10 protein-coding genes and 1 riboswitch are annotated in these 26487 nt (G+C 44.8%); of the genes, 8 read left to right on the top strand and 2 right to left on the bottom strand.

The window, feature by feature from the left end; translation table 11 throughout:
• The first annotated feature begins 278 nt into the window (after positions 1–278).
• Complete coding sequence (locus NSB28_RS16980) at positions 279–1571, top strand: UDP-N-acetylglucosamine 1-carboxyvinyltransferase (protein WP_109747655.1); 1293 nt, start codon at positions 279–281, stop codon at positions 1569–1571.
• Between the two features lie 81 nt (positions 1572–1652).
• Positions 1653–3161: a zinc-ribbon domain-containing protein gene (locus NSB28_RS16975; RefSeq protein WP_109747654.1), complete on the top strand. Its 1509-nt coding sequence runs from the start codon at positions 1653–1655 to the stop codon at positions 3159–3161.
• A gap of 60 nt (positions 3162–3221) precedes the next feature.
• Here the strand turns inward: NSB28_RS16975 and pduB are convergent, their stop codons facing one another.
• Complete coding sequence (gene pduB, locus NSB28_RS16970) at positions 3222–3935, bottom strand: microcompartment protein PduB (RefSeq protein ID WP_109747653.1); 714 nt, start codon at positions 3933–3935, stop codon at positions 3222–3224.
• Between the two features lie 437 nt (positions 3936–4372).
• On the opposite strand from pduB, the gene NSB28_RS16965 reads away from it, so the two are divergent.
• From NSB28_RS16965 to NSB28_RS16945, 5 genes are all read left to right on the top strand, one after another.
• Positions 4373–17848, top strand: coding sequence for a SpaA isopeptide-forming pilin-related protein (locus NSB28_RS16965; protein ID WP_109747652.1), 13476 nt, complete (start codon positions 4373–4375; stop codon positions 17846–17848).
• A 221-nt stretch (positions 17849–18069) separates the two neighbouring features.
• Positions 18070–20319: a ring-infected erythrocyte surface antigen domain-containing protein gene (locus NSB28_RS16960; RefSeq protein ID WP_257497543.1), complete on the top strand. Its 2250-nt coding sequence runs from the start codon at positions 18070–18072 to the stop codon at positions 20317–20319.
• A 183-nt stretch (positions 20320–20502) separates the two neighbouring features.
• A riboswitch (SAM riboswitch) is annotated at positions 20503–20600 on the top strand.
• Between the two features lie 133 nt (positions 20601–20733).
• Positions 20734–21921, top strand: coding sequence for a methionine adenosyltransferase (gene metK, locus NSB28_RS16955; protein WP_109747651.1), 1188 nt, complete (start codon positions 20734–20736; stop codon positions 21919–21921).
• A 90-nt stretch (positions 21922–22011) separates the two neighbouring features.
• Positions 22012–23505 (top strand): sensor histidine kinase, encoded by a 1494-nt coding sequence (locus NSB28_RS16950; protein ID WP_109747650.1) that lies wholly within the window; start codon positions 22012–22014, stop codon positions 23503–23505.
• Positions 23498–24187 carry a response regulator transcription factor gene (locus NSB28_RS16945; protein ID WP_109747649.1) on the top strand — a complete coding sequence of 230 codons (690 nt, stop codon included), beginning with the start codon at positions 23498–23500 and terminating at the stop codon, positions 24185–24187. The genes NSB28_RS16950 and NSB28_RS16945 overlap by 8 nt, the downstream gene beginning before the upstream one ends.
• Here NSB28_RS16945 and NSB28_RS16940 read toward each other — a convergent pair.
• Positions 24184–25125, bottom strand: a complete 942-nt coding sequence (locus tag NSB28_RS16940; protein WP_109747648.1) for a helix-turn-helix domain-containing protein — start codon at positions 25123–25125, stop codon at positions 24184–24186. The genes NSB28_RS16945 and NSB28_RS16940 overlap by 4 nt on opposite strands.
• Before the next feature lie 249 nt (positions 25126–25374).
• Between NSB28_RS16940 and NSB28_RS16935 the strand changes: the two genes are divergently transcribed.
• Positions 25375–26481: a uroporphyrinogen decarboxylase/cobalamine-independent methonine synthase family protein gene (locus NSB28_RS16935; RefSeq protein ID WP_109747647.1), complete on the top strand. Its 1107-nt coding sequence runs from the start codon at positions 25375–25377 to the stop codon at positions 26479–26481.
• Positions 26482–26487 lie beyond the last annotated feature (6 nt).

Below are 26487 nucleotides of genomic sequence, written 5' to 3'. Positions count from 1 at the left end.
GCCGGGATTAATATCCGTGAGGAAGGGCGCAGGATGTTAAGTGCATAGCTGCACAGGGCATAGACCTGGAACCGGGCAGACACAGAACCGTGGGGCACACGGGGATAGCCTACGGATACTTAGCCTGTAAGGGCTGCTGAGTAGGAAACACCCGCTTCAGAATCGCAGGATTCAAGTGGTGGGAGTATGTCATTAGGGGTAAATATCAACAAGAGCGGACTTGAAGATTTGTGACAGATATTGGATGTGGAGAGTATAAAAAAATATCGAGGTGTCCTATGGAACAGTATATTATCAAAGGCGGTAACCCACTGGTAGGAGAGGTGGAAATCGGCGGTGCAAAAAATGCGGCGCTTGGTATTCTGGCTGCTGCTATCATGACTGACGAAACTATTGTGATTGAGAATCTGCCGGATGTGCAGGATATCAATGTTCTGCTGGAAGCCATCAGCCAGATCGGCGCTAAAGTAGAACGGGTAAACAGAAATAAGGTAAAGATAAATGGCTCCATGATCGGAGACTTCAGTGTTGATTATGAATTTATCAAGAAGATAAGGGCTTCCTATTATCTGCTGGGAGCTCTGCTGGGAAAATATAAGAGAGCAGAAGTACCGCTTCCGGGCGGCTGTAATATCGGCAGCAGGCCGATCGATCTTCATCTGAAGGGATTTAAGGCATTAGGAGCAAAGGTTAGTATCCGCAACGGATCTATCATTGCAGAGGCTGACCGTCTGGTGGGCAATCATATTTTCCTGGATACAGTTTCAGTGGGAGCGACCATCAATATCATGATGGCAGCTGCTATGGCGGAGGGACGCACTACCCTTGAGAATGCAGCCAGAGAACCCCATGTTGTTGATGTGGCAAATTTCCTGAACAGTATGGGCGCGAATATAAAAGGCGCAGGAACTGACGTTATCCGTATCCGCGGTGTGGAGAGCCTTCACAGGACAGAGTACTCCATTATTCCGGATCAGATAGAAGCAGGTACATTTATGTTTGCGGCAGCGGCTACTAAAGGCGATGTCATGGTTAAGAATGTTATTCCCAAGCATCTGGAGGCAACTACGGCTAAACTCGTGGAGATCGGCTGTGAAGTCGAGGAATTTGATGATGCAGTGCGTGTTGTGGCTTCTAAACGTCTCCGCAATACGAATATCAAGACTCTGCCCTATCCCGGATATCCTACGGATATGCAGCCGCAGATAGGAGTCACACTTGCTATAGCCTCAGGCACCAGCATTGTGACAGAGAGTATTTTTGAAAACAGATTCAAATACGTGGATGAACTGGCCAGAATGGGCGCAAGTGTTAAGGTAGAAGGAAATACAGCGATCATTACAGGCGTGGACAAGCTGACGGGTGCCCGTGTGAGTGCACCGGATCTCCGCGCGGGAGCGGCTTTGGTAATTGCAGGGCTTGCAGCGGAAGGAATCACGATTGTGGATGATATCGTATATATCCAGAGAGGCTATGAGGCTTTTGAAGAAAAGCTGAGAGGTCTCGGCGCTGAGATAGAGCGTGTGGCCACTGAGAAAGATATAAGGAAGTTTAAGCTGCGCGTCGGCTAAAGAGCAAACAAAAGATCATCGTTGACCTGATTTACTGGAGACGATGATCTTTTTTGGAAAGAGGACAAAGGAGGGAAAGAGATGTATTGTTATAAGTGTGGAGAAAAGCTGGATGATGATGCCAGGTTCTGCACCAGCTGCGGTACAAAAGTGGAGGAAGAGCCCCAGACAGGTGAAGCTCCGGCGGTGGAGGCGGAGCCCTGGCAGGCGGAAGATATGGCCGGGATGGCAGCTTCTGTTTGTCAGGAAGAGGATGGAGAAGAAGCAGAAGAGACAAAGATCATTGGCCAGCTGCCCCGCCGGAGCAGTGAAGATACAGACAGAGTGGAGCATGTGAATACAGAGGAGGCTTCCAAACCGGAACGCATTTATGCCGGAGATCCGGCGTATACTCCGGGTATGGCGGGAGATCCTGCGGTGAGTCAGGACATGTATACACAGCCGGGGACATACGGCCAGCCAGGAGCCTATGATCAGTCAGGGCAGTATGTTCAGGCCGGGACTTATGGCCAGCCAGGGTCCTATGATCAGGCAGGACAGTATGTTCAGCCAGGGTCCTATGATCAGGCAGGACAGTATGGTCAGTCTGGGGCCTATGATCAGGGACAGTACGGCCAGTCAGGGACATATGGTCAGGCAGGGCAGTACGGTCAGCCAGGGTCCTATGATCAGGCAGGACAGTATGTTCAGCCTGGTGCATACGGTCAGGGAGAACAGTACGGTCCCGGAGTATATGGCCAGGGAAGTCAGTATGGCCAGCCAGGGGCATATGGTCAGGGAAATGAATACGGCCAGTCCGGGATATACGGTCAGGGAAATGAATACAGCCAGGCGGGAGCATATGGCCGGGGTAACGAATACAGCCAGTCAGGAACCTATGACCAGTCAGGGCAGTATAACCGGCAGGGTTCTTATGGACAGAGTAATGCCTATGGCCAGCAGGGCGTTTATGGCCAGGGTAATGTCTATGGAGGTCAGGAGACATATGGGCAAAATGGCCAGAGGGGTCAGTATGCACAGCAGAATGCCTACAGTCAGCCTGGTGCCTATGGCCAGCCGGGAGATCAGAAAAAAGGCCACGGAAAGCGTAAAAGTCAGGAAAATGCACAGGAATATATGCCGCAGGATGATAAGCCGCGGAAAGGCATGAAAGGCGGAGTGCTGGCCCTGATCATTATAGGTGCAATTCTCATATGCGGTGGAATCGGATTTCTGGTCTGGAGCTTCACAGGAGGAAAGAGCACTCCGGAGAAGACGATCAGCAAGCTTGAAGATGCAGTCAACAACAAAGACGTTGACGCACTGATTGATCTTTGTGACAGTACAAGCGCAGGACTTTTGGGGGTTTATGTCAAGGCAGGAGGAGATGGCCTCCTGGAAAGAGCCCTTGATGAGTACGGCAGCTTTACTATGGAGCTTACAGTTAAAGATATTACATATGAAGGTGAAAATAAGTGTACTGTTGAGGTGCGGTCAGTCATCCGCAGTGACAGCGGGGCGGAGAAAGAAGATATGGAAATTCCGCTTATAAAGGAAAAAGGGAAGTGGAAGATCGATCTTACAGGAACGATGATGAATGATATGTTTTAGATAAACAGGAATTTAGAAACCCAGAGAGTTTTTATTCTCTGGGTTTTTCACGTTAAGATATTATAAATAGGGTTTGCCAGGGATATTGGGATAACTTCCCATGGAAATCAAGAGCTCCAGCCCAATCTGGCGGGCTGACAGGACAGCCTCTTTTACAGAACTGGCTGAACCTGACAGAGCCAGAATGACTTCATTGGAATGGCTTGTCCCTTTGTTGGGAGTCATATAGCTTATAATATCCACATCTGCGGACTTTACGGCAGTGTCTGCCATGACAAGGCCTATGGCAGCAGGAGAACCGCACAGGAACCCAAATGCCTGACCATAGACTGCGTTGAACGCCTTTTCAAGGACATGGCCGGCATTTGCAGAAAAGGCAAATTCCAGATGCCCCGCTTCGCTGATATAAAGCTCGCCGGCGTATTTATTTGTCAGTTCCAGAGCAGTGGAGATGGCCTGCCTGACATCAGATACGTCCTGGCCTCCAAGTACCACATAATTTCCGTGGCCGCCCCATCCCTTCGTGTCTCGTGGTAGCTCGATGGACAGGACTTCTGTATTAGTGGCCTTCACTGCCTCATCGATAGCCGTGAGCTGTCCGGCCGCCCCTGTCCGGGAGCTGAAGACACCCAGAGAACGGTATCTTGTACCCACATCCATCTGATTCAGGAGGGCATCGTCCACCCCGGGAATCACAAGGCCTATTGTATCAAGGACTGCTGTTCCCACGAATTCAGGACGTGTACAGTCCATACTGATTGATTTAATATCCATGCTTACCTCCGTATAATAGAGCTTGTCTGAAGAATACTCTGATTTTAAGTATAAAGAAAATAAGGGGAATTGTCAATTACGACTGTCTGTTTCCTGTGGTGACAGGAAGGGTGAGGGGAGGATACAGTGAGGGCGACAGGGAGTTTGAAAATTTCTGAAAAGATTATCCGTATCTTACGTACATTTTCAAAGAAAATATTTGAAAATGTGGGGTTTTAGGGAAACTGTGTGATTGCTGTGTGACCATTCTGGTGTATAATGGTAGCAACATCATGGGTAAGTGTCCTCCCGGCCTCTATTGCCGGAGGCATAAAAATGTACAACGGAAAAGCCTGTGATACAGAGAGGCAATAAAATTAATTCTATGCAGCCCGGACTGCCAGGCTGCAATATTTATAGGGCAGCAGCTAACAATAGGAGACTATGGAGGTAAGTATATGGAAAACAAGAACAGAAGATCAGTTTTTTCAATATGGAAAAGACTGGTGGCCATGACGCTGGCAGTACTTTTGCTGGTCAGCTCAGATGGCATAACATCACTGCCGCAGGTACTGGCAAGTGCGGCTGATACAGAAGCTGTGACGGAAAATACAGGAGAGAATGAAGGGAACGCCGCGCCTGTGGCAGAGATACAGACGCAGGCAGCTGTGCCAGAAACACAGGCCCAGACAAACGCGCCAGAGACGCAGTCTCAGACAAGTGCACCAGAGACGCAGCCTCAGACAAGTGCACCAGAGACGCAGCCTCAGACAAATGCACCGGAGACACAGCCTCAGACAAGTGCACCAGAGACGCAGCCTCAGACAAGTGCACCGGAGACGCAGCCTCAGACAAATGCACCGGAGACACAGCCTCAGACAAATGAATCAGAGACACAGGCCCAGACAGAAGAGATACAGAGTGAGAGTCAGACGGAATCAGAGTCAGAGTCAGAATCAGAGACAGAGGTTCCAAAGGCGGCAAACAGGGCGCTGGGGAGTTCACGTGCGGCAGGTGATACCCATGGTTTTGATCTGACGGCCGAATTGAGCCAGTCTACTGTAGTGGCAGGCGATGCTGTGAATTATCATCTGCAGTATACGGTACCCGGTGGAGGAAAATATGAATCTCCCACTATTTCAGTCACGCTTCCGAAGGGTGTGTCATATGTGGCACGGTCTGGCGGAGATGATATTCTGTCAGAAAGCAAGACGATTCTGCAAGATGGAAGCACTATACTGGTTTTCCAGTTGAAGAACGATCTTGATACAGGAACTGGAAGGTCAATTGACTTGTCACTGCAAGTAGATAATTTTATATTTGCAGATAATACGACTTTAAATATTCCTTCAACATTGAAGCTTACTTATACAGAATCATCAACTTCAGTGGGAGTAGGAATCAATATTACAAAGACAGCGGATTTGACAGTAACCGCAGACGACGGCTGGAATGTAAAAAAGGAACGGGTCGGAGAGACTGTCCTTACAGGTGATGGGCAGTATTATGATGTTACATATAAACTTACTGTTTATAATCAGAGTCAATCTGATTATAAAGCCAATCCGAATCAGGAGACCGGGTGGAACCGTCTGGGGCGGCTTGATATGGATAATATGGCTCAGACATTTTCTTTAACGGATATTCTGCCGACAGCAGGCGTACCAACAGGCGGAGAGGCCGTAAGTATTCAGAGTGTGAAAGCATCGTCTGTAATAAATGAGGCCGGAAAAGATCTGACAAACGGCAGTGAATACACCGTTAATACGAAAACCGTTAATGGCAAAACCGTTGTGGAGTCATTGACGATTAAATATCTGGAAATGCTCACAGCAGAGAGTGCAAAAAATTATCCATTTGTTAAGGCGGGAACGCCAATCAAGACCGAATATACGGTAGTTGTCCGCTATCCCCGTGCACCATATGTCACTCCTTCAAATGAGGAACTGAAATCGTATACATTGGAAAATACGGCTCAGCTCACTTATAAACTGATCGGTCAGGAGACATCGCAAAGAGAGTCAAAGGCAAATGTTACATTAGGAGAAAAGGAAGAGGCAGGTGCAGGTGTCAGCCTTGTAGTAAAGAAATATATACAAATAGCTGAAAGTGAAATTCTGCTGGATAAAGAAACGCAGGCATTTTACGGAACTGTTTCTTTTGGACTATATAAAGACAGCAGCTGCCAGAATGTGGCCACGGATGTCACGGGCCAACAAGCGGCAGGGGCTAAGCAGGAGACAGGCGACAACGGAACCGTAACCTTCAGCGCACTGAGGCCGGGAACTTATTACTTGAAGGAAGAATCAGGGATTGACGGATTTAAGGCAGCAGATGTCCAAAAGGTAAGCATAGATGCCAGTGGGCAGGTGACTGTGGAAACTTCTGATTCTACAGGGCTGGAGAACAATGCAGTTAAGATCGTCAACAAATCTGAACAAAAATCTATTGTAGAATTCGAAAAGCAAGGGACAACATCTGCGGGAGAAGAAGACACAAGGATGCTTGCCGGATTCGGATTTAGTCTGACAAATAAAGATGATAGCGAAATTAAATATGAGGCAGTAAGCGACAGCGATGGAAAAGTCAGATTTGAAAATGTTGCAGCGGGCACATATGAATTAAAAGAGATATCCATACCGGAAAGCTTTCAGGATGAATATTCTTTAGATGGAGTTGAGTCCATAGAGATTACTGTAGAAGCTAATAAAATCGTAAAGCCTCAGTTAAATGTGGAGGGCAGTGAGGGGATCTACAGGAATACATCTAACAAGGGGTGCCTGTCCATAGAAAAGGTTGACGTTGACGATAATGCTAAGAAACTGGAAGGTGCCGAGTTTAACCTCTACGGACCTTTTGGGAAAAGCGAATCTTCGTATAGTGAAAGCAACCTCGTTATGGAGGGAGAGTCCGCCTATGTGATGAAGACGGAACAGGAATCCGGAAAGGCTGTTTCAAAACCTTTAATGCCGGGATGGTATTATGTAAAGGAAATAAAAGCTCCGGAGAACTATGTCGCAACGGAAAAAGGAAAATGGATTCAGGTCGGCCAAAATACTGTTGCAGAATCTAAATTTGAAAATAAAAAGAAGATAGCAGTATATATTAAAAAGGCGGGAACAATTGGAAAAGAGCAGATCGCTGGTCCATCTCTTGCAGGTGCAAAGTTTGAAATTTACGATGCAAAAGAAGGAGGAAATGTAGTAGGCTATTGGGTGACTACCACAGATGCCACAGGAAAGGAAACATCAAACCCTGTTTATCTGAATGCAGGTGCGACATACTGGTACGAAGAGACCAAAGCCCCCGAAGGCTATACACCAAGTATTGGACGCGTAGGCTTTACGGTAGAAGCGACTTCGGAGGGTAATGTATGTCGCGTTACATGTACAAATTCCGCTGCTTGGGGACAGATTAAGATCGTGAAAGAGAACTCCAAGACAGGAGGACCTATTGCGGGCGCTGAATTTAAGATATTTAGTGATGAAGATTGCCAGAATGAGGTTGAGTTAAATGGTAACCCTGTAGGAAAACTGACCACGAATGACAAGGGTGTGGTACTGACGCCCCTTCTTCCAGTCAGTGATGAGAATACAAAATACTATATCAAAGAAACTGGCGTACCGAATGGATATGTTTCCACAATAGATGTTATCCGAGGTATCGATAGCGATGGCTATGGCATCTTGGAAGGTGACGGCATCAGTGTCGAAAAGAATACACAGACTGTAGTAACGGTCAAGAACAACCCGCTTGTGAAAGCACAGCTGACGAAAGTGGATTCAAAAGATTTAAATAAAAAGTTACAGGGCGCTCAATTCCAGCTCTATGAAGATCCAGAAGCCCAAAAGCCTATTGGCGCAGCGGTGACCACGGATCAAGATGGTGTGGCAACTTTTGAAGGGCTTAAAGCGGGAAGTACTTATTATTATAAGGAAACTTCTGCCCCAACTGGATATGTGCTGACAGATGAGGTTGGATCTTTTACAATTCCGGGGATAGACAGCGAGGAGATAAGTAATGAGCTTATCTATGAAATAACGACATCAGTTAAAAATGACATGCTCGGAGATCTGAAAATTCAGAAATATACAAACATGGATACGACTGAGCAGGAAGGTGTTCCGCTCACAGATGAAGAGATTACTTTTAAGCTTTATTTGAAAGAAACAGAGGATTCCTCTGTTGATACAGCAGATTCGAAGAAGCTTATAGCAGAAGGGAAGACGGATCAAAAGGGCGAGGTGACCTTCAGCGACCTGAAACCGGGGAATTATTGGCTCGTGGAGGTTACACCGGATGGGTATGAAGATAAGCCCCCCGTATCAGTTACTGTGGACCCCGGAGAGAATAAGGAAGGAGACAGTTATACAAAAATTGTCCATGTCATTAAGAACACAGCCAATAAAGGAAAAATAGAGATTGAAAAGATTCAGGACGGTGATTATACAACTAAAGTTGCTGGTGCTGTATTTGACATTTACAAAAAGAACGATCCATCTGACACACCTGTAGCATCGATCATAACGAACAATAATGGCATTGCAAAATCAGGCTGGCTTGAACCAGGCGATTATTATATGGTTGAGAGGTCGAATGATAAGCATCAGGCGGTGGATGAGAAGGATAATGTTCTCAAAAAGGATGGAGTACCCTACTACAGCAGCGGTGAAGAGTTTGACTTTACAATCACAGCGGCCCAAACAAACAAGATTTATACTGGTGATCCTGCTGAAACAGGCAGTTTAAATTCAGGGGCTATTGAGAATGAACTGATGGGTAAACTCAAGGTAAATAAGAGAGCGGCATTTAAGGTGAATGGTGAGGATAAGAGCAGCGTATATTATCCTCTGAGCGGTGCTGAGATAGAGATTTACAAAGCCTCTGATACCGCAGATTCAACAACTACTTCTGAAAATATAGAGAAGGATTTGATTGCTGACAACTTGGTACTGGAAAAAACAACCATTAAATATGAGTTCATTTCAGATTATCTTCCGGCCGGGAAGTATTGGGTAGTTGAGACAGAAGCACCTGAGAATTACAAGCTGAATGAGGGCGGTAACGCAGCAAATGCTTATCTTGTTACTGTGACAGCAGGTCAGACAACACCGGAGGAGGATGCCGCTGTTACAATTGATAACGAGGCTGAATATGGTAAACTTCGGGTTAGGAAGGTGGATTCTCAGGGGAATATAATAGAGTTACCGGCAGAATTTACCATATATAAGGAGGTAAAAGAAGCCGTCTATAATGAAACTGCACCTGATGACAGGGAGACAATTTCAGACGCGAACGGAATAATAATCTACCTTATAAAGGCAAATGGCGCCCCGGCATCTTCCGATGCAGAAGGTTCCATGATGCAGACAGGTACGGCTGGAAATGGGGAAGCGGTAACAAATGATTTAAAGCCGGGAGACACATATTATCTGAAGGAGATATCAGCCCCGGACACATATTTCTTTGATGACGCATGGTCGGGTCCATATACGATTCTTGCGGGTGAGGAAATCACGGCAGTAATCACAAACTATAAGGTAAATGAAGCTACCGGAACGAAAAAGGATGATAGTGGTCAGGGTATTAGTGGCGCGTATATCGGACTCTTCGATTCCGAAGCAGATGCAAATGCATTTGTCCAGTTTGTCATAGACCAAAATTTGGAAACAGATATGACAAAACGTGCCGAGATTAAGAAACTGCTGGGTAACGGGGATTACAAAACGGATAAAACATATACGGTTTTAAATAAGATCCAAAAGATAGCAGTGACGGATAAGGGGACTTTTAAATTTGAAAATTTAAAGGCTGGACAGACGTATTGGCTTACAGAACTGCTTCCGCCAGAACCGGAATCAGCAGAGGCAGGCGGCAATTATAAATACGATACTACTGTAAAATCAATAACGGTACCAGAAGATGGTAAGATCTCAGAAACGCTTGGTTTGGACTTTGTAGATGCCAGATATGGCCAGCTTCAGGTTTCGAAAACTACGAAACTATCATTTGACAATACTGGAAATGAGGAATACAGGGTTGAGGGCGTCAAGTTCAATGTGTATGAAGCTGTAAAAGATGGATCCGGGCCATATGAAAAGGACAGTACAAAATATAAGAAGGCTTCAGATAAACCAGTTGCGTCCGGATATACAGACAGCAACGGAATCTACACTTCAATTAAGCTGGCTCCCGATAAATTTTACATTGTTGAAGAGGCTGCTGCAGAAGAGTATGATAATGACCGCAAGGTACCGGAATTTATCTCAGTTGCGAAAAAGTCGACTGATGAGAAGACATCGGATCCCAAATATGTAATTCTGCAGGTGACATCTGGGGCGGTAAATGCAGCGGAAGATAAGGACGGAAACCTGGTAGCAGATAACAAATTCTATAATGGGGCTATCTGGGGAAGGTTCAAACTCAAGAAGGTGGATCAGGCTGACAAATTGATCACTTCAAAGATTACATTTGAAATCTACCGTAAGGATGATGATGGTAACTATAACCCTTACAAATCCTACGGAAATGAGGGAGTCTTCGCTGTTAATAAAGGGGCATCCGGTGTAGGTGAAGACGGCATATATCTCTCGGATTATCTTCCGGCCGGAACATATAAGCTGGTTGAAGAATCTCATACAGGGTATACAAAGTGTGAAGACATAGAGTTTACAATTGAAGGAGGAAAGCTGACAGGAGGGACTGTGCCGCAGCAAGATAGTGTAAGTATACCTACCGTAGGCCTAAATACTCCTATTGTGGTTAAAAATATCCACAAGGGTTATCTGGAACTTAAAAAGATTGGCTTGTTCACAGATCAAGGCAATGTTAAAAAAGAAGATGAAAAGGCGCTGGCTGGAGTAACCTTTGAAATCTACCTCAAAACAGAGAATGGTTCATTTAGTAGTGATTGTCAAGCCGCCTCTGTTGCAACAGGGATGACTGATAAAGACGGAAAGATACCAACAAACGGAAAATTTGAATTAGACGCAGGTAACTATTGGCTGGTTGAGACGAGTATCGGCGAAGGAAACAAGACTTATGAGACGCCGCCTACAGAAACCCCTGATAAGTGGAGTACTGAAGAACAAGCTAAGTGGGCAAGAGAGATAAAGATCGAACCAGCTGAAACAACAAGCCTGACGGGAAACAATGCAGTAAGGAATATTACGATCCAGGGCAAATTCAAAATCCGCAAGACAGACGCCAACGATGATGCCGTAACTTTGGAGATGGAGGGTGCGAAGTTTGGAGTATATAAAACTGCAGACTGCACAGGCACCAAGGTGGATACTTTGACTATCAACGCTGACGGTACGGCAACATCAAAACTGCTTGACGCAGGCGAATATTATATAAAGGAAACGGAAGCACCAAGCGGCTATCAAAAAAATGAAACCATTTATGGCCCGTATACGGTAACCTCCAATACGCTGACAGATTACTCAGTTGATGCGTACAAGGCGGAAGGAGAAACAAACAAGATATCATGGATCCGGGATAAAAAACTGTTTAAGATAGAGGTTACAAAATATGCAGTTACCGGGTACACGAGTACAGGCGACAGTGAGCAGGAAACCAAATCCCCATTATCCGGCATTAAATTCGCCCTCTATGATAGCATGGAAGCAGCCGAAAAAGACCAGGCTCTGGATCTGGATGGAGAAACAGTTGGATATACGGAGTCATCTTTGACAACAGCGTTAACTGGGGCTAATGGAAAGCTAACCTTTGAAAAATTGACGCTTCCGACGGAGGATGGCAAAAGCGCACAGAAGACATACTATATCCGTGAAGTGCCAAATTCAAAGACCTGGGATAATAAGCCGTGCCAGACAATTAATGGTGTAGCATATACCATGGGTGAGAACACGATTCAGGAAGTGACGGTCAAATATAATTCAACAGATGCCAAAGAGTCTGTTGAGTTCACAAACTATAAGATGGGCAGCTTTGAGATCAACAAAATGTTCAGGTGGACGGAAAAAGATTCAGCGGGCAGCACTCAGAATAAAGAGATGCCGCTGGGCAACGTTACGTTCAAAATCTACAGTGTGGCAGACAACAAAACAAATCCTGATACATCAGCAGATTCAGAAACTTTTGTAAAAGAGATCACCACCGGAAATCCGGATCTGGGCGAACAGACAGCAGTGGCCGAGAGCGGTCAGCTGCCCGCCGGCTGGTATGCGGTTGTGGAGACGTCTGTCAATGGAAAGCCTCTTAAGGATTATGGATATAATCCGGTGACTGTATGGATCCAGGTTAAAGATGCAAAAGTGAACAGCGACTACAGCAAGGAAGGTTCAAAAGGCTCAATTTATAACGAGTCAGTGCGAGGCAGTTTCATCATAACAAAGTACGATGGAAAGACAGAGATGTTATCAGGCGCTGAATTTGAATTGTATAAAAAGAATGATAAGGGAGGATGGGATTTAGTTCAAAGTAAGCCCCAGACATCTTCCGGCGATGCAGAAAAAAAGATAGTAATGACTGACAAGACTTATGAGTCAGGTCTTCTTGCAGCGGGAGAGTATAAGCTAAGGGAGATCAAATCGCCCAGTTATCAGCGTAAAGACGGTACGGATGTCCAGTTCCAGATGCCTAAAGAGGATGTGTTCTTTAACATAACTGCAGGCACAACTGTAAAGATCGACATAAAGAATAATCCAAAGGGATCTATTGTATTTACAAAGAAAGCATCCCAGTATGATCAGAATGACAAACCAGTTACAGATAATACAGTGCTCAATAAATGTATCTTTAAGCTTTATACAAAAGCTGGCAAGGTATACACTGCTGTTCAGGAAACGGATCAAAGCGGAAATACCAAGGACAGAGTTTTTACAGCAAGCAATGGCGTTTACCGGATGGACAATGTGGATCCCGGAACATATTATATTCATGAGGAGTCAGTAAATACACCAGGCTATAGTGTGAGAGAGGAATTTTTCAAGGTAGTCATACCAGCGGGACTCGGCGTGGAGGATAAGCTTGTCTTTGAACCGGCGGTATCTGATAATCAGGACATCATGGAGAATGACGGGGTAATCGTTAATGATGCTAATGTCGGTTCGCTCCTGATCAAAAAGCAGGATCAGCAGAAGAATCCTCTGACGGGCGCTCAGTTTGAGGTCTATGCAAAAGACGCCAAAGGGAAATATACCATTTTAAAAGATAAAGCTACAGTGACCTCCAGTGATGGGCAGGTAACGTTCAAGAATCTCCCGGCGGAGCGTGGGGGAACCAAATATCTGGTGAAGGAGACAAAAGCTCCGGATAATTATACTCTGGATAATGCATTTGAGTCAGAGGGTGTTAAGATTGAGCAGGAGGTTACTGTGTATCCTCTTTCAGCACCGCAGCTGGATAAAGTGAATTCAGTGACCTTCACGAATAAGAAGATAGAGCAGGGCTTTGGAAAATTCCCGACATCGATTACTAAGAAAATATCTGACAGTGATGAGAAGCAGAAGGAGAGTGTTACGGCAGAAAAAAGCCTTATTGATTCCGAATATGCTGTGGACTTTACGCTCGGAGGATATGCAGACGGCAAGAATACTCTGCCGGCTGAAGAATTCTATGTAACAGATGATCAGGTACAGCTTTACTATGACGCCGGATATGCCGTTGGAGTACCTGATTATAAACTGATGGATAAGAGGCAGGAGGATTATAAGTATACCTCCGTGACTGTCCACAAAGCCCATAATAAGGACCAGTCCCAGACAGTGTCAGTATCCATGCAGTATAAACTGTATGGGGAGAGCACCTGGAGGGACTATAACGGAGGAACTAAGTATCCGCTGACAGCAGAACAGAAATTTGATTTAAGCAGCATCAGCGGACTGCAGCTTCCGGTGACAGGTATCCGTGTTTATTATCACAATGTTCAGGCAGGATTTACATTAGATTCTGCCGGGCAGGGGATATCAATAAATGCGGTGTTGAACCGCAGGGATACTATCACAAATGATCAAATGCCCGAAGTAAGAAAAGTTACAAACCAGGCAAATGTCACCCTGAAGGAACGGTACAAGAACAGCCAGGGTAAAGAGACAACAGGGCCGCAGATCAGCCTTAAGTCCAATACAGTGGAGGCATTCATACCAACATATAAGACAGAGCTTCCAACGGTAACTCTGACTAACGTGGTAACGAATAATCCGGGAAATAACAGGTTTGCATCCGGTTCAACAGTAGCATACCGGCTGACTGCCTCAAATGTCCAGGACAGTAAGGCAGACTTTAAGGCACCGATGGTTACTTTTGACCTTGCGCCATATACAGTGCTAAATACAAACTTTGGTACGGTAGGCCTGAATGGTAACAAGGGATTCAGGGTTATGCTGCAGAGTAAATCATCAACCTCACAGGGAGAGATGACCAGCACACAGGAGATACCGGCTTCTGCTTACACGATTGTGGAAGAAAAAGATGTTCCGTTCCTTGGCAGCACAGATGCACTGAACCCGGAAGGGCTTAAAACTTCACGGTATGCATTTAAGTTTAGTGATGATTTTGTGTTAAAGCCAGGAGATAGTATAGTTATTGAACTTCAGGGTATTATTTCCTATACTAAGCCCAGCGGTGACATAAGATTTGACTCACCCGCATATTTGGGAAGTAACTATAATATTCTTTCCACTCTGGAGAATCCGTATGGAACAAGTTTTCTGTCAAAATCAGCTATAGTGACGGAGGACCAGATTGATAGTACTCTGAATGGAGGAAGCAAAAAGAATGAATATGTGTCTGAACCGGTAGTTGTATATACAATTGATGGTACAGGTCTGCAGCTTCAGAAGAGTATAAGTAAAGATGATGTATATTTCAGTTCTGTTGATACAGCAAATGTGAATCCTACAGATGAAATCTACTATAATCTGACACTTTACAATTTTTCAGAGGTTCCAGGCAGAACAGCGCGTATAGCGGACGTTCTTCCATTCCCTGGTGATACCTATATCATTAATAATGTTGGACGGTACACTGATATTCCAGCAGGGGAAGAATTTGAAGAAATGCTTTTCCAATCCATGTATGTTACTTATAGGAACAGTGTGACAGGGGAAAACCAGGATGGAAACATTGAAAATATTAAATTGTATTATTTTGTAGAGGACAGCTCCTCTGCGAACGAATGGCGTGATAACAGGGCAGCAGCGGTTGCCACAATCAATGATTTCCTGGAAAACACAAAGAGTGTGGCAAATTCCCAACCGGTTTATGAAGCATGGCAGGGAAAGTGGACGACAGAACTGCCGAGTGATCTGTCAAGAGTCACAGCAGTAGGTGCAGAAGTGACATTTAAGCAGGATGCCCTCTTAGACAGGGAGCATGCGCTGAATCTGCATATTACAATGAAGACGCCGGGATATACGGCAGACCAGATAGAAGATTATGCAGGACGGAAGATGGTCAATGCTTCAGTAGCATCACTTATAAGAGCACAGGATGATGGCATCGTAGCTGCAATGGGGTTGGCTGACAAGGTAGAATCAAATGAGGTAGTAGCAAAGCTCAATCTTCCAACAGGATCAATAGGCGACCAGGTATTCTATGACCACAATAAGAATGGAATCCAGGATCTGGAAGAAGGCGGGGATGATGAGAGAGCCGGACAGGGATTAGCGGTGAAGCTGTATCAGAGGACTTATAGTTCGGTGACGCATGACAGCCAGGAAGTACTGTATGCAGTGACAGAGACAGACGGGAACGGAAATTACAGGTTTGACGGCCTGCCGTGCAATTATCTGAAGAAAAATCATACTTCAGATATGGATGATCCTGAAAATTATGTTGGCGGTGAATTCTATGAGTACCGTGTAGAATTCGAGGCTCCGGAAGGATTTGCACCGACAATAAAAGGAGCAGGAAAAGACAGAGAAAAAGATTCAGATGTTAACCCGGATGGATTTACGGATTATGTACGTCTGATGGTCTCCAGTGAAGATGGCAAACTGACCGGGCAGACAGACTTGTCTCTGGATGCAGGATATATCAAACCATACGAACTGGGCAACAGAGTATGGCTGGATATTAACCGTGACGGACTGCAGAACACATATATTGATGAGGAAACCGATGAAGAAAAAGAAGAACCGGGTGTTCCAAATGTAGGTGTTAAGCTGTACAAGGTAGAGGATGAGAACGGTGTGATCAGCGACATTGACAACCCGCTCATGACAACAGTAACAGATCAGAATGGAGAATATTGGTTCAGGAATCTGCCGGAGGGGTATTATGTGGTTGTATTTGACATCTCCATGTTCAGAAAAGAGGACGGATATTCCTACCAGTATATGTTTACTGATGCAAACGTAAGCGGCGATGGCAGAGAAGAACTGGATTCTGATGCAATGGAATCACCTGAACTCAATGAAGGAGATGAGGACCGCATCAGGAAGACAAAGGTGGTACATCTGTCCTACGATGCAATGCTGGGTGTTATACCTGATCCATATTCAGATGACAGGTGGGATGCAGGTCTTACTGTCTACAGCGCAATAGGAGGTTTCTGTTTTGATGATGAGAATTATACAGACATGCAGGATCTCTATATACCGCTTCCCGGAACAGAAGTAGAGCTGTACCGCGTAGTGAAGGGAAAACGTGAGGCAGAGCCTTTGTGTACCGCGACAGTGGGTGAGGACGGCAGATATTTCTTTGATAAATTGCTTGAAGGGCAGTATCAGATCCACTTTAAATATCCGGAAGGCTATACCGCTGTTCTGCCAGGCGTGGGAACCAGAACAACAGATTCCAATACGGAAAAATTTGAGGGTGATGACCGGACACAGGGCTTTACAACGATCATAGACCTTGGAAGAGATACGGTGGACCGCACATGGGATGCAGGCGCCTGTAAACTGAGCAGTATCGGCGACTATGTCTGGCTGGATACAAATAAAAATGGTATTCAGGATCCGGATGAAAAAGGCATTGAAGGGGTCACGGTAATCCTTCAGAGCAGGATCGATGGAAGCGAGTGGACAACGGAAGCATCTACAGAGACAGATCAGAATGGCAAATATATATTCACACAGTTAAAGAGCAGCAAGAGGTATGGTAAGCAGTACAGAGTTGTATTTGTTTTTGAAGAAGGAGTGTCTGTTACCACATCTCTGAGCGGTAAAGACAGAGGATTGGATTCTGACGCACTCTTCAGGATCCGTGACCTGGGCTGGGTGACAGCACCGATTCCTATCTTAGAGTATGGCACTTCAGATATGACATGGGATGCCGGAATTGTGGAAACTGTAGAACCAAAAGGAACTATAGGTGATTTTGTATGGTATGATAAGAACCGCAATGGTATTCAGGATGAAGATGAAGTAGGAATTGGCGGCATCGAGGTTGTACTGGAAATGAATGAGTCTGGGACGCTGAGTAATGAAAGCGGGTGGGGAGTATATGGCTCCACCACTACAAACAGCAATGGTTATTACAGATTCTATGACCTGCCAAGCGGTTACTATCGTGTCAGGTTTAAGATTCCGGAAGAGTATTATATAACCTTGTATAACCAGGGAACAGATGAAGAACTTGATTCAGATGCATCAAGAGAGGCTACAGGACGCTGGTATTACAGCAGAGGCTTCTACCTTAATGTAAATGTAAAACCAGTGGATTTGTCCTGGGATGCCGGAGTCTATAAGGTCACAGACTTGACGACTACTGTTATAAAGAGGGAACCGGGCAAGACAGTTATTAACCGGACAGATACGTATAAAACAGTAACACGTAAAGTAACCCGAAATGTGACAAGAACAGTAGGGGGGACAACACGCACTGTGACCCGTAAGACTACGAGGAAAGCGTCAAAAACAGGAGATGATACAGATATTCGGATTTGGCTCTTATTTGCCCTGCTTTCTGGAACTGCTATTGTATTTATAGTAAAGAAGAAAAGACGCAGAGTAAAAGAGTAATTGCATTGTGATCAGGTAAGGCGGCAGCATTTGCATAGTGGCGGTGTTGCTGCTTTTATCTTTATAATATAATTATATTATTATGGTGAAATACGAAAAAAACTCCCGCATGTCATAAAAAAGCTATTTGTTGTGACACCCGTGTGACAGAAGAGATTAATAATGAAACTATAGAACGAGAGACCCATGAGGGGTTGAAGATAGAAAGAGGAGTGGTAGAGATGAAGAAAGGGTTAAAAATGTTGGCTGTTGCGTTACTGGCATTTTTCGGTTTTATGTTTAGTAATGGAAATATAGCTGAAGCGGCAGCTCAGAGCGGTGGTTTACCGGCTATACAGCAGGTGGAGGTATTCGGGCCGGGAAAGACAGTATTTTATGTGTACAATGATGGTACAGCAGAGGATACGTTCAGCTGGGATGCAGGAAATTTTGGAACAGGCACGATTGTTGTACCAGCTGGGAGTTATAAAGAAATCTCATTTGATACGAATGACTATTTCTTATTTACTGTTATAAATTCAGATGGGACGGCAATGGATTATGCAAACAGTCTTACCTACTATTATGTAAATGTTGAGATCTATTATGATAATGACTGCGTAAGCGATGAAGAATACAGATTAAGTATGTCAGATGGTTCCTTCAGTTATACTGTTGATCAGCAGGTCAATGACGGGGGACAGCTTTTAGAATGTGTCAGCGCGGCAACTCAGTATCTTTATTATGGTCCGGGAAACGCATCCACTTTAGTTTTCCAGTACAAGAGTGTTGATCAGCCAGACAAGAAGGTTGGAGTTAATTTTATTGATACAAACGGTTATGTTATAGGAACAGATGAATTTACTGTATCAGTGAATGAAAATGTTATATATGAAGCGCCGGAACAAATTTCCGCAAACGGAACGGTTTATGATCTGGTGTCTGACATGTCCATTACCCATGGATATGCAAGTTCTAAGACCTCCTATTCTTTTCAGTATAAAGCACAGAAAGCTGTTTTGACAAAGTCTTACTCAGTAAAATTCAAATTTATAGATGCAGAGACTAAAGAGGTTATAGGAACAGATTCTCAGCCTATCAATAGTGGTGAGACACTTATTTATACGGTACCAGAAACCTGGTCTGTGGGTGCATATACATTATCTGCAGGACAGCCACGGGAAATTACCCACAAATTTGAGGACAGCAGCAGAGAATATTCTGTGTTATATGATGCGACAGGATCCTATGATATAACGATCAGTCTTATAGATGTGAAATCAGGCACAGCAATTGATACTTTTTCAGAAACAGTAGATGCAAATACAGTGGCAGTATATGATTATGAGCCAAGTGTAAGTGCAAATGGTGTGAATTATATCCTGGCAGGCGGACAGGGAAGCCGTCTGACACATGCATATGGGGAATCTTCCAGAACTTACGAGATATATTATAATCCTGAAAATACTGCAGAGGCAGATGCAGAGGCGCAGCCATACACAATCAGTATTGAATATGTAGATGTTAAGACAAATGATGTATTATATACAGAGGCAATAGATGTAGCAGCAGGTGAGACGGCCACAGCTTCAGTTCCGGAGACGTATACAGTTGAAGGGGAAGATTATATTATCCTTCCGGGTCAGGGGTCTGATATAAGCCATCCATATAATGATGCAAGAAAGAGTTATGTGACTTATTACAGAAATGTGAATGATGAGTCAAATGCTGCATCATCAGTAGAGGAAAAGGTGGTGACTGAGGTCATTACAGAAGAAGATGAGATAGTTAATATTCCGAATGTGATACCGGTAGTTGTAGATCAGGAAGAAGTTGTAGAAACAGTTGTAACGGAACCAGATAATATAGTGGAAATCCCTGAAGAGCCGGTAGCATTAAATGAGGCGCCGCAGAATGATGAAGAATTACAAAATAATGGAGAACCTCAGAATAATACACCTGTACAAAATAATGAAAGTGAAAATGTTATAATACCGGACGAAGAAACTCCCCTGGCAGGAACACCTGGCCAGACAGGAACCACTGCTGGAACCGGAACTAAGAAAAAAACAGAGAATAAAGCAGAAACAGAAAAGAAGGTAGAAACAGAAAAGAAGGTAGAGACGGAAAAGAAGGCAGAGACAGAAAAGAAAGCAGAGACAGAAAAGAAGGTAGAGACAGAAAAGAAGGCAGAGACAGAAAAGAAGGCAGAGACAGAAAAGAAGGTAGAGACAGAAAAGAAGGCAGAGACAGAAAAGAAGGCAGAGACAGAAAAGAAGGCAGAAACAGAGAAGAAGGCAGCAGCGAAATCTGAGCCGGAGACAACAACAATCTCTGATGAAGAAGTCCCCTTAGCAAAAGCTCCTGCAGAAACAGCAGCCACAACAAGTAATACAGTGCTTCCAATCGTATTAGGCTGTGTAGCACTGCTGGCAGCAGGGATAGCAGTATTATTCCTGGTCAGAAGAAACAGGAATATGGGCGGTAAGTAATTCAAGAAACGGAATGATTTATCAAGTAAATATTCAGGTGGGGCGCTGCGGTTTGCAGCGCCTCATCTTTTATAAAGAAATATAAAAAGATTTATAATTTTCGTAAAACCTCTTGACGAATGCTATAAAACCATGTATGTTATATAGCGTGAACATAAAACAAAATAGAATATATTATATTTTCTCTTATTCAGAGTGATGGAGATACAAAGGATCTGTGAAGTCACGGCAACCCCGTCAGAGGAAGGTGCCAACCTGAGCGAGTAATCGAACAATAAGAGGATTTACTTATCTAGTCGATGGTGAGTCCGCTTATAGCGGGCTTTTTTATTTCCGGTAGATATGCACAGCTGTGCGCATGGAAGAAAAGGTAAAGGGATATGGAAAATATAGTATAGCATTAAGGAGGAAATCATGGATAGAAGATTATTTACTTCAGAATCAGTAACAGAAGGACATCCGGATAAAATGTGCGATCAGATCTCTGATGCCATCTTAGACGCTTTGCTGGAACAGGATCCCATGAGCCGTGTGGCTTGTGAGACATGTACCACGACAGGTCTTGTCATGGTCATGGGAGAGATCAGCACTCAGGCATATGTGGATATTCAGAAGCTTGTGCGCGATACAGTAAGGGAGATAGGATATACACGCGGAAAATATGGATTTGATGCAGATACATGCGGCGTTATCACTGCTATCGATGAGCAGTCAAGCGATATTGCCATGGGTGTGGATAAGGCTCTGGAAGCCAAGGAAAACACCATGACTGATGAGGAGATCGAGGCCATAGGAGCAGGAGACCAAGGTATGATGTTTGGCTATGCCACTGATGAGACAGAGGAGTTTATGCCGTACCCTATCTCACTGGCACATAAGCTGGCGCTTCAGCTCACAAAGGTGAGAAAGGATGGGACACTTCCCTATCTGAGACCGGATGGAAAGACCCAGGTCACCGTAGAGTATGATGAGGCAGGCAAGCCGGTAAGGCTGGATGCAGTAGTACTTTCCACTCAGCATGATCCGGAAGTGACACAGGAGCAGATCCATGAGGATATTAAAAAACACGTATTTGACGTTATCCTGCCGTCCGGTATGGTAGACGGAAATACAAAGTTCTTCATTAATCCCACAGGCCGTTTCGTTATCGGCGGACCCCATGGGGACAGCGGATTGACAGGGCGCAAGATCATTGTGGACACATACGGCGGTTATGCGCGCCACGGCGGCGGGGCTTTCTCAGGGAAGGACTGCACAAAGGTTGACAGAAGCGCGGCATATGCGGCACGTTATGTGGCAAAGAACCTGGTGGCAGCAGGCCTTGCAGAAAAATGCGAGATCCAGCTCTCATATGCCATCGGTGTTGCTCAGCCAACATCTGTCATGGTAGATACATTTGGAACAGGCAAGCTCTCAGATGAGAAGCTGACAGATATTATCAGAGAAAACTTCGACCTGCGCCCGGCAGGTATCATTAAGATGCTGGGGCTTCGCCGTCCGATCTATAAGCAGACAGCTGCTTACGGGCATTTTGGAAGAAATGATCTGGACCTGCCCTGGGAAAAGCTGGACAAGGTGGATGAATTAAAGGCTTATTTATAAAAAGTTTAGAAATCAACTACATTGTTTAGGTGAAAATCAGACTCCTCTATGCTATACTTATTAAAGTAAAGTAATAGAGGAGTTTTTTATATGAAGTTAAAGACAAGGCTTATTATAGCCTTTTTTGTGATTATATTTGTTCCTGTTTTCCTGACCAGCCTGGCGCTGTTCGGGTTTGGCAGATACCAGCTGAATTCTATCGAAGAGACTTATGGAATAAAGGATCCCAGCTATGACACCCTGTCCAATTCTGTCCAGATGGTGAGCAAGTTCACACAGAAATCATTTGAGGAGATGCAGGATCAGGCAGGGCGTGACCCGGATATGTTTCTGGACCGTTCTTATCTGGACACTCTCAATGAGAAGCTGTCAGGCAAAGCCTCTTATCTGATCGTGCGCCGCGGCGGGGAGATGTATTATTCAGGCAAGGAGGAAAATATTGACGCTCTGTTTGAGGAGCTTCCGCCCTATGGCGATTATAATAAAATATCGGACAGCGGCGTGTATATCGGCAAGGACGTACAGGCATTTGTAAAGCAGATGGATGTGGATTTTACGGACGGGTCAGAGGGAAGCGTATTTATTATCACCAGCGTAAGTGCAACTCTTCCCCAGATTAAATCCCTTGTCAGGGATATGGTCATTGCAATTATAGTGATACTGATCTTTACAGCAGGATTTCTGACTATGTGGATCTATAATGGCATCAGCACTCCCCTGAAGAAGCTGAAGCTGGCCACCCAGAATATTAAAGAGGGAAATCTGGACTTTACCATGGAGGCCCAGGGAGATGATGAGATCAGCGGACTGTGCCGGGACTTCGAGCAGATGAGGCGGCGGCTGAAGGAATCTGCTGAGGAAAAGGTCCAGTATGACAGGGAGAATAAAGAGCTTATCAGCAATATTTCCCATGACCTGAAGACTCCGATCACGGCTGTAAAGGGATATGTGGAAGGGATCATGGACGGCGTGGCAGACACCCCGGAGAAGATGGATAAGTATATCAGGACGATCTACAACAAGGCAAATGACATGGACAGGCTCATCAATGAGCTGACCTTCTACTCCAAGATAGATACAAACAGGATCCCGTATACATTTAACAAAATCAACATCAAGGATTACTTTGATGACTGTATAGAGGAAGTGGGACTGGATCTTGAATCTAAAAATATTGAGTTATCCTATTTTAATTATGCAGATGCGGATACAATAGTAATTGCAGATGCAGAGCAGCTGAAGAGGGTAATTAATAATATTATAAGTAATTCTGTAAAATATATGGATAAGCCGAAAGGCTATATCAATATCCGGGTAAAGGATGTGGGCGACTTCATTCAGGTGGAGATCGAGGATAATGGAAAGGGAATTGCGACGAAAGATCTTTCCAATGTGTTCGATCGTTTTTACCGCACGGATGCCTCCAGGAATTCTTCTCAGGGCGGCAGCGGAATCGGGCTGTCTATTGTTAAGAAGATCATAGAGGACCATGGAGGTAAGATTTGGGTAAGCAGTAAACTGGGCGCAGGAACAATCATGTATTTTGTGCTTAGAAAATATCAGGAGGTACCTATTGATGAGTAAGATTCTTATTATTGAAGATGAAGAGAGCATTGCAGACCTGGAGAAGGATTATCTGGAGCTCAGCGGTTTCGAGGTGGAGATTGAGAACAGAGGTGATGTGGGATTAAAAAGAGCACTTTCTGAAGACTTTGACCTCTTTATACTGGATCTGATGCTGCCGGAGATGGATGGCTTTGAGATCTGCAAGGAGATCAGAAATCACAAGAACACGCCGATTATCATGGTATCAGCCAAGAAGGATGATATCGATAAGATCAGGGGCCTGGGTCTGGGAGCGGACGACTACATGACAAAGCCCTTCTCCCCAAGTGAGCTTGTAGCCCGCGTAAAAGCACATCTTTCCAGATATGACAGGCTGGTGAGCAGCAATGTCCAGGAAAATGATGTGATAGAGATAAGAGGGCTGAAGATTGACAAGACGGCCAGAAGAGTCTGGGTAAACGGTGAGGAGAAGACATTTACCACAAAGGAATTTGACCTGCTCACATTCCTTGCCCAGAATCCCAACCATGTGTTTACAAAAGAGGAACTGTTCAGCAAGATCTGGGATATGGAATCTATAGGAGATATTGCGACAGTAACCGTGCATATCAAGAAAATAAGAGAAAAGATCGAAATGAATACGGCAAAGCCCCAGTATATTGAGACGATCTGGGGGGTAGGTTACAGGTTTAAGATCTAAATCGGCCCTGTCTGCTGCTGGTCCCCCATCCAGTCCCGCCTGTACTGAAGCGGAGTCTTATGCTCACGGGATTTGAACAGGCTTATAAAGTGGCTTACATTATTCATGCCGCAGGAATAAGCGATCTCTTCCACGGTCTCGTCGGAACGCCTCAGCAGCTCTTTTGCATAATTCAGGCGCAGGGAGATCTGGTATTCATGGATATTCTGCCCGGTGTATTTTTTGAATTCCCGGGACAGATGGTATTTACTAATATTATATGATGCAGAAAGAAAATCCAGGGATATTTCATCCCTGTATTTTTTTTCGATAGCCCTCATAACGTCACGGATCAACTGGGGCATGGGAGAGAGTATAGTGCCTGTCTCAGTATTCCTTATGATAACCTCTGTCAGTATATCTGTAATGATCCTGGATATCAGGACATCTGAAAATGCTTCTTTCTCACGGAGGAGTGAGAACATCTGCCGGATCCGGCCTTCTATCCCGTCAGTATCTTCAAATCTTACAACGTGGAAACTTCTTCTTGTGGCTTCCTCAAAATAGCCCGCTGCGTTTGCACCCTTAAAGTGGAACCAGAGGAAGTCCCACTTTTGGCCGTCGCACTGGTAGAGGTGGCGTTCCATACAATTTATGAAGAAAAAATCCCCTTTTTCCAGGACATATTCCTGTCCTCTGTAAATAAGCCTTCCGCGTCCCGACAGTGTGTAGATACACAGAAAGTTATCAAGGTTCTCTCGTTCTGTAAAGTAAGGAGGATAAGTCATAAAACAGCCGGCCTCCTGAATAAACAGAAAAGCCTGCCTGATGTGCAGGGGACAGGTGTTGATAAGAGTGGTGGAATCCTCACTCCAGTTGCAGGATTTACGTTCCAGGTAATCTTTCATATGATGGGTATAACCGTGCAGGCAGCCGCTGTCCGGTCTTCCTTTCTGCATAATAGTGTGTTCATTCGTTACTATTCACACGTCACCGTCGCGCAAAGCGTGTTACTGGTCACGGAGTGAACAGTAATGTTCATTCATATACTCCGCAATTTTCTGTTATTATTGGGCACTTTTCTGGGATGAAACAGCAGTATATATGAGTTATGATATTTATATGCGGAGCCGGTATTTCATCCGGCAATATTAAGTATATACAATAAAATGGGGAAAGGCAAGCGGGATACGCTCAAGGAGGTAAATATGAATAATACGGAACGAGTCAAAGCAATTTTACATTATCAGCCTTATGACAAGATGCCGGTAGTGCATTTTGGATTCTGGGAAGAGACACTTGATAAGTGGTACAGGGAAGGACATATCACAGAGGAAGAATGTGAGGGCTGGAGTGACGGAAATAAATATGACAGGAGCATAGGGGAAAAGCTGGGCTTTGATTTTAACTGGTATACATGTTTTACGCCGGCTTACGGTCTTTATCCGGGATTTGAGGAGAAGATTGTGGAACACTGCGGTGATGGTTATAAGTATTTAAATGCCAACGGCGTCATTATACTGAAAAAGGAAGGGGTAGAATCTATCCCCATCGAGTTTGACCATGTGCTTAAGGACAGGAAGACATGGGAGGAAGACTTTAAATGGCGTCTGAAGTTTGATCCTGAAAGGATCGATTTTGAAAATTATGAGAAGATGAGACAGCTCCACGGCAGTGATCCCATAGGCCTTCACTGCGGAAGCCTTTTCGGACAGATCAGGGACTGGATGGGCTTTGAGGCAGTGTGCTTTCTGTATATGGATGATGAAGAGCTTTATGATGAGATCATAGATACAGTGGGGGAATTGGAGTATAAGATAGCAAAAGCAGTTCTGGATAAGGGGCTTAAATTTGATTTCGGACATTTCTGGGAGGATATCTGCTTTAAGAGCGGACCACTTGTGGTTCCTTCTGTATTTGAAGAAAAGGTGGCACACCATTATAAGAGGATTACAGAGCTGCTCAATGAGCACGGTATAGATATTGTATCGCTGGACTGTGACGGAGTGATAGATTCCCTGGCGCCTATCTGGCTGGAGAATGGCGTAAATACCATGTTTCCTCTGGAATACGGTACCTGGAAGGGAGAACTGGGACCTTTGAGGGAAAGCTGCGGAAAAGGACTCAGGGCCGTAGGCGGGATGAATAAGAATATATTTGCCCTGGGCACTGCAGAGATCGACAAAGAAATTGAGAGGCTCAGGCCGATGATAGAGATGGGCGGTTTTATACCATGCCCGGACCACAGGATCCCTCCTGAAGCTAAATGGGAAAATGTACAATATTATTGCAGAAGGATGAAGGAGCTCTTTTAAGAAGAG

Origin of the sequence: Murimonas intestini, assembly GCF_024622195.1 — a bacterium.
Classification (GTDB): Bacteria; Bacillota; Clostridia; order Lachnospirales; family Lachnospiraceae; genus Murimonas; species Murimonas intestini.
The sequence above is the reverse complement of the archived record's forward strand: the minus strand, read 5'-3'. Positions and strand labels throughout refer to the sequence as shown.

Coding starts and splice junctions, on each gene's coding strand:
- NSB28_RS16975 (WP_109747654.1), top strand. CDS start 1,653: ATGTATTGTTATAAGTGTGGAGAAAAGCTGGATGATGATGCCAGGTTC.
- NSB28_RS16950 (WP_109747650.1), top strand. CDS start 22,012: ATGAAGTTAAAGACAAGGCTTATTATAGCCTTTTTTGTGATTATATTT.
- NSB28_RS16965 (WP_109747652.1), top strand. CDS start 4,373: ATGGAAAACAAGAACAGAAGATCAGTTTTTTCAATATGGAAAAGACTG.
- metK (WP_109747651.1), top strand. CDS start 20,734: ATGGATAGAAGATTATTTACTTCAGAATCAGTAACAGAAGGACATCCG.
- NSB28_RS16940 (WP_109747648.1), bottom strand. CDS start 25,125: ATGCAGAAAGGAAGACCGGACAGCGGCTGCCTGCACGGTTATACCCAT.
- pduB (WP_109747653.1), bottom strand. CDS start 3,935: ATGGATATTAAATCAATCAGTATGGACTGTACACGTCCTGAATTCGTG.
- NSB28_RS16980 (WP_109747655.1), top strand. CDS start 279: ATGGAACAGTATATTATCAAAGGCGGTAACCCACTGGTAGGAGAGGTG.
- NSB28_RS16945 (WP_109747649.1), top strand. CDS start 23,498: ATGAGTAAGATTCTTATTATTGAAGATGAAGAGAGCATTGCAGACCTG.
- NSB28_RS16960 (WP_257497543.1), top strand. CDS start 18,070: ATGAAGAAAGGGTTAAAAATGTTGGCTGTTGCGTTACTGGCATTTTTC.
- NSB28_RS16935 (WP_109747647.1), top strand. CDS start 25,375: ATGAATAATACGGAACGAGTCAAAGCAATTTTACATTATCAGCCTTAT.